The organism is Gordonia sp. GN26 (genome assembly GCF_054823965.1).
On the sequence record NZ_JSYC01000049.1, the window covers coordinates 1 to 1,826 of the forward strand.

The 1,826-nt window shown below is 68.5% G+C and carries 1 protein-coding gene; it reads right to left on the reverse strand.

Translation table 11 applies throughout. The annotated features are described in order from the left end of the window. On the reverse strand, nt 1-1,811 hold a 1,811-nt coding region (locus OK17_RS12240), incomplete at its 3' end, for a condensation domain-containing protein (protein WP_461417607.1). Nucleotides 1,812-1,826: the final 15 nt, after the last annotated feature.

Sequence of the window (1,826 nt, forward strand, 5' to 3'; positions counted from 1 at the left end):
TACGCGGCATGCTGTGGACGCAGTCGACCACGCCGTTCGGTGTCGGTGAGCGGCGCGACAGAACCCTCGATCGGAGCCGACGCGTCGACCGCGATGACCCTGACCTTGTCGCCGAGCCCGGAGATCGGCTCGGGGACGGGCAGTCCGGCATGTACCAGTGCGACGGTCGCACCTGACGTCTCGACCATGTACTCGGCTCGGTCGACCGGTGCGGCGGTGTCGACGGGAACGTACTGTCCGCCGGCGGTGACGATCGCATGAATCGCGACCAGCAGCTCCACCGACCGTGGGATGCACACGGCCACAGCGACATCCGGGCCGACACCGGCAGCGATCAGCTGCCGGGCCAAGGTGTTCACCCGTGCGCCCAGTTCGCTGTAGGTGACACTCCGGTCCCGGAACACGAGCGCTTCGCGACCGGGGTACGCGGCGACACTGGCGGCGAGCGCGGACGCCAGGTCCTCGGTCGGCAACGGCCTGGTGAGGCCCTGCTGCCCTGCGGTGATCACCGCTGCCTCGTCGGCCCCGAGGATCGAGACGTCTCCGACCGGCACGTGCACGTCGTCGGTGAGCTCATCGAGCAGCGTGACGAAGCGGGTGGCCAGGGTGTGCACCGTCGACTCGTCGAACAGATCGACGGCGAATACGACCGCGCCCTGCCAGTCACCGGTGGGCGCCGAATTGACCATGAACGTCAGATCCACCTGCGCCGGCCGGCTGTCGATCTCGACACCGGAGAACACCAGGTCACCCACCGGAAAACCGGTCGACCGCGCGGCTCCACCCGGGTCGAGGGTGAGCATCACCTGGGCCAGCGGCGCGAAAGCCTCGCTGCGCACCGGGTTCACCGCGTCCACCACGGTCTCGAACGGGACGTCGGCGTTCTCGAAGGCCCCCAGCGCGGTGGTGCGGGTCCGGGAGACGACATCGACGAAGGACTCACCGAGGTCGATCTTCGACCGCAGGACCAGCGTGTTGACGAACATGCCGATCAGCGGGTCGAGTTCGGGCCGGCCGCGGCCGGCAACCGGGGTGGCGATGGCGACGTCATCGGTCGCCGACATCCGCGCGAGCAGCGTTGCCAGCGCGGCGTCGAGCACCATGAACGGCGTCGCACCGGTGCGGGTGGCGACGTCGCCGATGCGGCGGGCCAGATTCTCCGGGATGGTGAACGCAGTGGCCCCGCCCCGGCCGGAGGCGACTCTGGGCCGCGGCCGGTCGTAGGGCAGTTCGAGCACGTCGGGCATCCCGGCGAGTGCCTCGCGCCAGTATCCGAGTTGCTTGCCGATGACCGACCCGGCATCGTCGGGTGAACCGAGGACCTCGTGCTGCCAGATCGCGAAATCCGCGAATTGCACTCCGAGCGGCGCGAATTCAGGCGCGAAGCCCTCGTGTCGAGCACTATACGCGGCCGCCAGATCGGAGATCAGCGGACGCAGGGACTCACCGTCGGCAGCGATGTGATGGATCACGATCGCGAGCACATGCTCGTCGGTACCCACCGGCCACAGCCGGACCCGGATCGGCCAGTCGACGGCGAGGTCGAACTCGGTGGTGACCGCGGCCTGGATGTCTGCCATCGACTCCGCGGTGCCCCAGTCGAAGCGGGCGGCCACCTCCTGAGCGTCGGCGACCTCCTGGTATGGCACACCGTCGACGGCGGGGAACGTGGTCCGAAGCACCTCGTGTCGCATCGCGAGGTCGATGAAGGCGGCTCGGAGTGCGGACACGTCCAGAGGTCCGGACAGTCGCAGTACGTTCGGCAGGTTGTATGTGGCATTGCCAGGTTCGAACCGGTTGATGAACCACATCCGCTGCTGCGCGAA